General features: G+C 36.5%; 8 protein-coding genes and 1 pseudogene. 7 read left to right on the forward strand and 2 right to left on the reverse strand.

Features of this window, described 5'->3' with window-relative positions:
- From UC75_RS11945 to UC75_RS11960, 4 genes are all read left to right on the forward strand, one after another.
- Positions 1-1,039, forward strand: a 1,039-nt coding sequence (locus UC75_RS11945) for a microcin C ABC transporter permease YejB (protein ID WP_212771774.1), incomplete at its 5' end; no start/stop codon positions are given.
- The gene (locus tag UC75_RS11950) at positions 1,039-2,049 is read left to right on the forward strand and encodes an ABC transporter permease (RefSeq protein WP_049837715.1); all 1,011 of its coding nucleotides are present in this window, start codon (positions 1,039-1,041) and stop codon (positions 2,047-2,049) included. The genes UC75_RS11945 and UC75_RS11950, both read left to right, overlap by 1 nt.
- Positions 2,024-3,619 (forward strand): ABC transporter ATP-binding protein, encoded by a 1,596-nt coding sequence (locus UC75_RS11955; protein WP_128825257.1) that lies wholly within the window; start codon positions 2,024-2,026, stop codon positions 3,617-3,619. Before UC75_RS11950 ends, UC75_RS11955 begins: the two co-directional genes overlap by 26 nt.
- Positions 3,620-3,805: 186 nt before the next feature.
- Positions 3,806-5,050 (forward strand): NADH:flavin oxidoreductase/NADH oxidase family protein, encoded by a 1,245-nt coding sequence (locus UC75_RS11960; protein WP_049837717.1) that lies wholly within the window; start codon positions 3,806-3,808, stop codon positions 5,048-5,050.
- Positions 5,051-5,055: 5 nt separating this feature from the next.
- On the opposite strand, the pseudogene UC75_RS18895 reads toward UC75_RS11960, so the two are convergent.
- Positions 5,056-5,175: pseudogene (locus UC75_RS18895) on the reverse strand (glutathione S-transferase); the annotation flags it as partial.
- Between the two features lie 69 nt (positions 5,176-5,244).
- Here UC75_RS18895 and UC75_RS11965 point away from each other — a divergent pair.
- Positions 5,245-5,571, forward strand: a complete 327-nt coding sequence (locus tag UC75_RS11965; protein WP_049837718.1) for a hypothetical protein — start codon at positions 5,245-5,247, stop codon at positions 5,569-5,571.
- A 2-nt stretch (positions 5,572-5,573) separates the two neighbouring features.
- The gene (locus UC75_RS11970) at positions 5,574-5,951 is read left to right on the forward strand and encodes a hypothetical protein (protein ID WP_049837719.1); all 378 of its coding nucleotides are present in this window, start codon (positions 5,574-5,576) and stop codon (positions 5,949-5,951) included.
- Between the two features lie 408 nt (positions 5,952-6,359).
- Here UC75_RS11970 and UC75_RS11975 read toward each other — a convergent pair whose 3' ends face one another.
- Positions 6,360-8,477 carry a TonB-dependent siderophore receptor gene (locus UC75_RS11975; protein ID WP_049837720.1) on the reverse strand — a complete coding sequence of 706 codons (2,118 nt, stop codon included), beginning with the start codon at positions 8,475-8,477 and terminating at the stop codon, positions 6,360-6,362.
- A gap of 292 nt (positions 8,478-8,769) precedes the next feature.
- On the opposite strand from UC75_RS11975, the gene UC75_RS11980 reads away from it, so the two are divergent.
- The gene (locus tag UC75_RS11980; protein WP_049837721.1) at positions 8,770-9,357 is read left to right on the forward strand and encodes a DUF2726 domain-containing protein; all 588 of its coding nucleotides are present in this window, start codon (positions 8,770-8,772) and stop codon (positions 9,355-9,357) included.
- Positions 9,358-9,463: the final 106 nt, after the last annotated feature.

Here is a 9,463-nt window from a genome sequence, read left to right on the forward strand (position 1 = left end):
TCTCAAGCGACTTCTTTTAATGATTCCCACATTGTTTGTCATTTTATTGATTAACTTTGTGGTTGTGCAAATTGCACCGGGTGGGCCAGTTGAGCAAGCAATACATCAGGCACAAAGTGATTTGGGAATTGGTCGTGCATTGAGTGCAGAAACTTATTATCAAGGTGCTCAAGGTTTAAGCCCTGAAATGGTTGAGCAAATTAAGGCTCAGTACGGCTTTGATCGTTCTACCCCTGAACGATTTTTTCTAATGTTAAAAGGCTATTTAACTTTAGATTTTGGACAAAGTTTCTTTAAAGATAAACCAGTCGTGCAATTGTTGTGGGAAAAAATACCTGTTTCTATTTCGCTTGGACTGGTGAGCACTTTTCTAATTTATTTAATTTCTATTCCGCTGGGAATTAAGAAAGCAAGACAGCAAGGCTCATGGTTTGATCGGTCCACCTCTTTAGTTCTTGTGGTGGGATATGCTGTACCGAGTTTTGTATTTGCCATTTTGTTAGTTGTTTTTTTTGCAGGCGGCTCTTATTTTCAATGGTTTCCATTACAAAATTTAGTATCAGATAACTTTCATCAACTTAGTCTTTGGGGCAAAGTTACCGATTATGTATGGCATATGACTTTGCCACTGATTACCATGGTATTAGGCGGTTTTGCCAGTTTAACCTATTTAACTAAATACTCATTTTTAGAAGAACTCAATAAACCTTACGTTTTGGCAGCCTATGCAAAAGGTTTGAACAGCCAACAAGTCTTATATAAGCATGTTTTTCGTAATGCCATTTTAGTTGTGCTCGCAGGATTACCAGAGGTGTTAGCGGGTATTTTCTTTGTGGGTAACCTGTTTGTAGAAATTATTTTTCATTTAGATGGGGTGGGTTTACTGGGCTTTGAAGCAATTGTTCAGCGTGATTATCCTGTTATTTTTGGGGTTTTATTTTTCTTTACTTTATTTAGCCTAATTTTACGTCTCATTTGTGATGTGCTGTACCAATGGATTGATCCACGAATTCACTTTGATGCACAAGGAGGCAAGTAATGTCTCTGATTGTGCGTACACGATTACAGCGTTTTAGACAGCATAAATTGGGCTGGGCCAGCTTCATTTTATTTAGTCTGATTTTGATTTTGTCCTTAGCTGCGGAGTTGATTGCTAACGATAAACCGCTGTTAGTGAAGTATGAAGATTCTTACTATTTACCCGTGTTAAAAACTTATCCTGAAACTGCGTTTGGTGGAGTGTTTGAAACAGAAGCTGATTATAAAGACCCCACCGTACAAGCGCTTATTGAGGCTAAAGGATGGGCAGTTTGGCCGCTCATTCAATTTTCATATCAAACACCCAATTTAGACTTGGCCGTTCCTGTACCTTCACCACCCTCCAAGCAAAATTGGTTGGGAACAGATGATCAAGGAAGGGATGTCTTCGCCCGTATTCTTTATGGATTAAGAGTATCGTTGCTTTTCGGTTTAGCCTTAACATTTTGTTCCGCTTTATTTGGAATTACCGTAGGCGCCATTCAAGGTTACTATGGCGGTTGGGTAGATTTATTAGGACAACGTTTGGTTGAGGTCTGGAATGGCTTACCCATGCTTTTTATGGTCATGATTTTAGTCAGTATGTTTGTTCCAAATGTATATTGGCTCTTTTTCATTATGTTGTTTTTTGGCTGGACCGTTTTGGTGGGAATTGTTAGAGCAGAATTTTTAAAAGCTCGCCAGCTTGATTATGTTCGTGCAGCCCAAGTTTTGGGAGTGACTGATCGCGCTATTATTTTTAGGCATATTTTGCCCAATGCGATCAGTTCGAGTTTGTCTCAGTTACCTTTTATTTTAACGACTAATATTAGTGCTTTAACCGCTCTTGATTTTTTAGGGTATGGGCTGTCACCCGATGCAGCTTCATTAGGCGAGTTATTGCTACAAGGTAAAAATAATTTAGATGCGCCATGGCTGGCAATTTCGGGCTTTTTTAGTCTGGCTATCGTTCTTTCACTTTTAATTTATATTGGGGAGGCGGCCCGTGATGCGTTTGACCCAAGAAAATAGTTTAAATACTGCTTCAACGTTATTGAAGGTAGAACATCTTTCGGTTCAGACCAAAGACCAAAAGATTTTATTGGAAGATTTAAATTTTTACTTAAGTGAAGATGAAACACTCGCTATTGTGGGTGAAAGTGGTTCAGGTAAATCGATGAGCTGCTTAGCAATAATGGGCTTGCTGCAAGAAAAATTAGAAGTAACGGGGCAGGTCTGGATTGGCTCACAAAACATGCTTGAATTAAATGAGAGAGCTCAATCATATTTACGTGGTCGACAAATCGCTATGATTTTTCAGGAGCCTGCTACTGCGTTAAATCCGCTACATCGGGTTGAGAAAATTGTAGGAGAAAACCTTCTTTTATCAGGTTTTTCAAAACACGAGGTTCGACAGCGAATAGTTGAGCTGCTAAAAGATGTGGGAATTGTTGAACCAGAACAAATTTTAAAACGCTATCCCCATGAGCTCTCTGGTGGACAAAAACAACGTGTCATGATTGCGATGACATTAGCGCTTCAGCCTAAAGTTTTGATTGCTGATGAGCCTACTACTGCGTTAGATGTGGTTTTACAGATACAGATTTTAGAGCTATTAAAATCTTTACAAGCAAAATATGGAATGGCACTTATTTTAATTAGCCACGACCTAAATTTAGTACATCGCTATGCTGAGAAACTGATTGTATTGCAAAGTGGGCGTGTAGTAGAGCAAGGTGAACTGAGCCAAATCTTTGCAAACCCTAAAACAACTTATACAGCACAGTTGTTAGATCACGATTTTGGAAGTGTAGAGTCTAGACCCGTTCAACAGAATATTTTATCAGTTCGACAGCTCAGTGTGCAATTTCCTATAAGAAAAGGAATTTTAAATCGCATTCAAGGATATTTCACTGCAATAGAAGATTTGAGTTTCGATCTTGCTCAAGGTGAATCACTTGGAGTGGTTGGTGAAAGTGGTGCGGGTAAGTCATCTTTAGCGCTTGCTTTGGTTCAGCTTATTAAGAGTAAAGGACAGATTGTCTTTTTAGGGCAAGATTTGAATCAGTTACAGCCAAAAGTGCTACGGTTGATGAGATCAGATTTTCAACTTGTATTCCAAGACCCATTTGGCAGTTTAAACCCGCGTATGACAGTAGGGCAGATTATTGCTGAAGGGTTAAAGTTAAAAGCTGTGAATGATAAAGAGATAAAGCAGCAAGTTGAATCTGCTTTGGTAAAAGTTGAATTGGTTGAAGATTTTCAACATCGTTATCCTCATGAACTTTCAGGCGGGCAACGTCAACGTGTGGCCTTAGCTAGAGCTTTGGTGGTTCAGCCGAAACTTTTAATTTTGGATGAACCTACATCGGCTTTAGATCGGACCACGCAAAAAGCCATAATTAAGTTGTTGCGACAATTACAGCAAACTGAGCAGTTAAGTTATATTTTTATTAGTCATGATCTGAATATAGTGAAATCACTGTGCCATAAAGTGATGGTATTACGTCATGCTAAAGTTGTTGAATATCAGGAAACTGAACTCCTATTTTCTAAGCCTCAAACTGAATATACCAGACAGTTAATTAAAGCATCTCTTTAAGATTTTATTTTAATTATTTGTTTTTTAATAGAATAAATATAATTTAAACTTATGCAAAAAGTTGCATATTTTTATATTCTTTAAAATTGACATGTGCTATTGTCAGTTATCGATTATGTCTTGACACGCTCAATAACTCATTTAAATTAGAGTAATTGCTCTATAATTCAAAAAAAGAGGTTAACCATGAACCAGATTGCTCAACCCATCACAATTCGTAATACCACCTTTAAAAACCGAATTATTAAAGGTGCGATGAGTGAGGCGCTTGCAAATTATGAAGGCCAACCAAATGATTTACATTTGGGCTTATATGGTGCTTGGGCAAAAGGTGAACTTGGCTGTGCCATTACGGGCAATGTCATGGTAAATGCCGGAGCAAAGAATGAACCGGGCGTTGTGGTTATTGAAACTGAACGTGACTTAGAGCGCTTAAAAGAGTGGGCTGCGTTAGGTAAAAAATATGGCATGGTGCAGTTAATTCAATTGTCTCACCCAGGTCGTCAGTGTCCAAAAGGTTTAAATAAAGAAACCGTGGCGCCATCGGCAGTCCCTTTTAGCCCAGCTTTAGCAACCATGTTTGGAACACCACGTGAACTTACTCATGATGAAATTCTAGATATTATTAATCGTTTTGCGAAAGCAGCTCAGATCTGTGAAAAAGCAGGTTTTGAAGGCGTGCAATTGCACGGCGCACATGGTTATTTAATTAGTCAGTTTTTATCGCCATTAACTAATAAGCGTACAGATCAATGGGGCGGTTCAGTTGAAAATCGTAGCCGTTTTTTATTAGAGGTTTATAAAGCGGTACGTGAGGCGACTTCAGATAATTTTATCATTTCAGTGAAGCTTAACTCGGCCGACTTTCAGCGTGGTGGTATTAGCGAAGAAGATGTGATTTCAGTTTTTAAAGCAGTAGATGAAGCTGGTATAGATTTAATTGAAATTTCAGGTGGTACTTACGAGGCGCCAGCAATGGCTGGGGCTAAGGCGGATAAACGTAAAGCAAGCACGATTGCGCGTGAAGCATACTTTTTAGATTTTGCTGAGAAAATCCGCCAGCATGTTAAGTGTAAGCTCATGGTGACAGGCGGCTTTCGTACAGTAGAGGGCATGAATGCTGCACTCGCAAGTGGCGCATGTGACTTTATTGGTATTGCTCGCCCATTTGCCGTGGAAACCGATTTAACAGAACGTTTAATTGCAGGGCAAGATGTGCGTTATGCCGTAAAGCCGATTAAAACGGGCTTACCTTTTGTCGATAAAATGGCAATTATGGAAATTATTTGGTATGCCGCTCAATTTAAAACCATTGGAAAGGGTAAAAAACCAAATCCAAAACTTTCACCACTGGTGGTGTTTTTAAATTATGCCAAAGGCAATATTAAAGCGGTGATTCAAGGACAAGTGAACTCGCGTAAGTCTGCATAATTTCATTACCATGCAGTCGTCCAGTAAGCGTTAAATGTAGAAGCAGACCATTGGCCTTTAATTAGAGCTTTGTTAAAGGCAGGTCTGTTTTCTATTTGGGCAAGATAACGGTGTATATGTTTAAATTATAGATAATGGAAAGTTAATTAATCAGAAATAAAAAATTATCTACTATTTTAGAAAGGAAATAGATTGTGGATATTTCAATGAACTATTTTAAAAATAATATTTTTCCTAATATTAGAGATTATTACAAAATAAATTTTTCCACCTCAATAGAAGGAGATGTTATTGGTTTTGGTAATCTGGAAAGGGTTGAAATTGAGGGAAATAATTTGTTAGGAGGAATTGATTTCTGGAGTTCAGGTTGGATTGATTTTCACTTAATTGATTTGCAAAATGATAAAGAAATATTAAATATCTTGGTTTCCCCAGATAGAAATGAAGAAAAAACTATGATATTGGAGGATTTTGAAAAAACATTAATCATTTTTTTAAATACTAAAAATCCGGGGAAATAAAAATGGAAATTAATTCTACATATAGTGGGTTTATTAAAGATAAAGGAGTTTCTTTATCTTTAATAAACCCTGGTAGCAATGAATTCGCATTGTACTTTGATGATGCAATAAGTGCTTTAGAATTACTTAAAATAGAAAAAGCTATTATTCTTGGTGGAGATGTTTTGGTTGATAAGAATGACGAGTTGATGTATGCCTATCAACAATGGGGTGGAGAGTATGCTTATCTAAATTGGTATTTTGAATGTAATAATAATGACTTAACACAATGTTATTTGGAAAGCTATAATTGGGCTAAAGAAAAGCTCAATGAAATAAAACAGATCAGTGATCAATTTAAAGCAATCTGTCTTATAGTTTTTGTTGTTAAATCAAGTTGATAGTTGGGATTTAAGTTGATATTTTATATTAAATAGGATACAGCTATTTAAAACTTAAGGTATTAGTTGATGGGGCATATCCATATCAGACAATGCTTTACTAAAAATTCAGTTCTAATAACTGGTAATTCATCCCTAATACTGCTTATTAAAAAGAGCATTCATGATGATTTAGTAGGTATTTTAATAACTCAAAAAACCTTTATGCCTATGCCTTATAGCTTCTTTATCATTAACTTTAGCTAATATAAGCGTATCTGTAGATTGCATCTATAAAATATCTTTTGCTCTAAGGTTGAGGTTGTATTTTTAACCGTTGTCAGCAATAAGTATTTTTTATGTCTAATAAAATCAAGAAACTGCATAAGTCTAATGCGCCATTTCAATAACTGAAATGGCGCATTTCTTTTAGAACGTATAGCTCATACCTAATTGAACCGTACGTGATTCACCCGGATAAGCATATAAATTGAAAGCACTTTCATCATAAACTTTGTCAAAAATATTTTTCAGATCTAAGGTAAGACGAAGTTTTGGTGTCGCTGGATAGTAAGAAACCAAATCTGTAACCGCATAACCTTTCATGGTGTAAGTACTATTTGCTGTTTGTCCTGCACGCTCACCAATATATTTTTGATTAATTCCTAGACCTAAGCCTTGTAATGGACCATCCTGAAACTCATAGATATTTAAAAGGTTAAAACTATTCTTTGGAATATTTGCTAAAGCGGTTCCTTTTTTCAAAGTATTGTCTTTGCTGACTTCTGCATCTGTATAGGCATATCCACCAATAATTTTCCAAGCTGGGGTGATTTGCCCTGCAATATTTAGCTCTATACCATGGCTACGAACTTCGCCAGCTGCGACTTTATAATTTTGAAATAAAGGATCATCCGTTAAGACATTTTCTTTTTTTGCATAAAAAATAGCAGAGTCAACTGATAACATATTATTGAGTGCTTGCCATTTAAAGCCTAACTCGTAAGCTATACCTTCTTCTGGGTCAAAACCTTCTCCATTGCGGCTAGCACCAGTGTTTGGTTTAAAAGATTTTGCAGCATTGCTATAAATTGAGAGGTCATCACGGGCTTTAAAAACTAAACCTAACCGTGGAATAAATGCATCATGACTAGTATTCCAGTTTGTCTTATTCGGTAATAGGTTTTTGTAATCATGTTCGTAGTGCTCAAAACGTAAACCCAATAGTGCACTTAAACGTTCGTTTAAATCGATTTGATCTTGTACAAAAAGGGCAGTTGTTTTTAAATTTTCGCGGTCATGTGTTGCTACGCTATTAAGTTCAGGTAAAGGCTGTCCTAGAACTGGATCATAGATATTAATAAGATAGTTGTTTGAATCTGGGTCTGAACGAATAATGTATGACTTATAGTCATAATTTTCATATTCAAGCCCAGTCACTAAGGTCTGTGTTAAACCTAAAAGTTGGAAATTACCTGTTAGATTGATCTGCGCATCAGTATCTTGCCACTTTAATTCCCGATAGCTGTAATTTCTGTTAATTTTTTCTATATCATTTTTATTAACACCGCTTCCTTCTACCGCATAGCCATACAATTTGCCATTTAAATATTGCACACCAGCATTCAGCTTCCATTCATTTCCAAGGTCGTGCTCGACTCGTAATTGAGTCATATTGTTATGATTGTAAAGCCGGTTGTTGTATTTACCTGTTTCCCATAAATAGGTTTCTGGTGAGCTATTAAAAGATTTCTGTGTTGGATAACGTGTATGACCACGATCAAGCGGATGCTGATTTCTTAAAATATCGGCTTCAAAGGTAACTTTAGTCGCGTCGGAAGCTTGCCATTGAATGACTGGAGCAATTCCATAACGTTTAGATTCAACGTGGTCGCGATAACTATCGCCACCTTCTGCAATCACATTTAGACGATAACCAATGTTCTCTGCATTAGGTACAGTTCCTGTCGTATCTACTGTGGTGCGATATAAACCTTCACTGTTAAGCTGCGCGCCCAGAGTGGTTTGTTGCTCAGACTTTGGTGTTTTAGAAATTAAGTTGAAAGTACCACCTGGGTCACCACGGCCATACAAGCTAGAAGAAGGACCACGTAAAACGTCTACGCGTTCAATCGTGTTGCTATCTGGAGCGTTCGGATAACCACGGTTAATCGGGAATCCATTACGATAAAATTCGCCACTGGTGAAACCACGAAGGTTAAACCCTGTTAAGCCTTGACCGCCAAAGTTATTAGCACGAGTAACACCGCCAGCTAAATCAAGTGCTTCGATTAAACGTGTAGCTCCAATATCTTCAATTACTTTTTGGGTCACCACACTGACAGATTGCGGTGTATCTTTTAATGCGACTTCACTACGTGTTGCGCTACTTGAATTATCTACTTTGTATGTTTGGTCAGCGGCTTGTTGAGCTTTAATTTTGATAGTTGCAAGAGTAGTTGAAGAGTTGTTAGTGTCTGCAACAGCAGTTGAGATACAACAGAGTTGAGCAATGCTCAGGGAGAGGAGACGAAGCTTAAGATCCATTTAAAACCTTGTTGATAATAAATATCAGTATAAAAATAAGAATTATTATAATGTAAATCTATGTAAAGAAAATACTGGATCAGTGATATTTAAATACAAATGTATTTTATTTGGAAATATAAATTTAGAGAGTTAAAAAATATCCTTAAATAATTTTAAATTTCAGTCTAAAATAGCTCGCTGTATGTATAAAAAGAGCTTTAAAAATCAAGTAAATATTTCATAGCTAACTGTTTTAAATTGTATTTTTTAGAGATCAGTTGGTTTTTTATTTTTATTAAGGGGAAGTCTAATGTCTATGCTTATCGGCATGGTTTTGTTGACCATAATTATATTGGCAATTTTAAGTGTTTTAAAGAAAGGGGAAAGCAAAGACAGGAATGGAAAACGCAGCCCAATTAAGGGAAAGCGTATCATTACTATGAATGAGCAACCGACTTTTATAAAGCTAAGAGAAGCTTTGCCTGAACATATTATTTTGGCACAAGTTGCTTTTAGTGCTTTTATGACAGCACAAGGGTATACGACACGTAATTTGTTTAATCGCAAAGTTGCTGATTTTATTGTGTTGGATAAAGCATTTAATATAGTTGCTATTGTTGAGTTAGATGATTCTAGCCATAAGGGGAAAGAAAAAATTGATGCAGAACGAGATGCTTTAATTCGGGAAGCAGGTTTTAGAGTTGTACGTTATAAAAGAACACCAGAGCTTGCTCAAATACATGCTGATTTTAATGTTTCAAAAAATTCGTTAGACCAAGTTTCAATAGAGGCAGATTTAACAAAAACAAAGTTAGTTGCTGATGCAATAATTATTGAGAAAGATGATCCAAATGTACAACCCACTCAACATTTTGATGAAGTAAAGTTGAAGTCTTGATTTTGAAAATAAAAAATTTATCTCATGGATGAAATTTGAAGTGAGATAAATAATTTAAAGAAATGATTCTTTATAGAAAGAATATGGCGTCCCTACGGGGATTCGA

This window comes from Acinetobacter sp. V2, from assembly GCF_001188385.1.
GTDB classification, from domain to species: Bacteria; Pseudomonadota; Gammaproteobacteria; order Pseudomonadales; family Moraxellaceae; genus Acinetobacter; species Acinetobacter oleivorans.

Bases quoted from the DNA above. Each gene is read 5' to 3' on its own strand.
- UC75_RS11950 (WP_049837715.1), top strand. From the start codon at position 1,039: ATGTCTCTGATTGTGCGTACACGATTACAGCGTTTTAGACAGCATAAA.
- UC75_RS11960 (WP_049837717.1), top strand. From the start codon at position 3,806: ATGAACCAGATTGCTCAACCCATCACAATTCGTAATACCACCTTTAAA.
- UC75_RS11970 (WP_049837719.1), top strand. From the start codon at position 5,574: ATGGAAATTAATTCTACATATAGTGGGTTTATTAAAGATAAAGGAGTT.
- UC75_RS11975 (WP_049837720.1), bottom strand. From the start codon at position 8,477: ATGGATCTTAAGCTTCGTCTCCTCTCCCTGAGCATTGCTCAACTCTGT.
- UC75_RS11980 (WP_049837721.1), top strand. From the start codon at position 8,770: ATGTCTATGCTTATCGGCATGGTTTTGTTGACCATAATTATATTGGCA.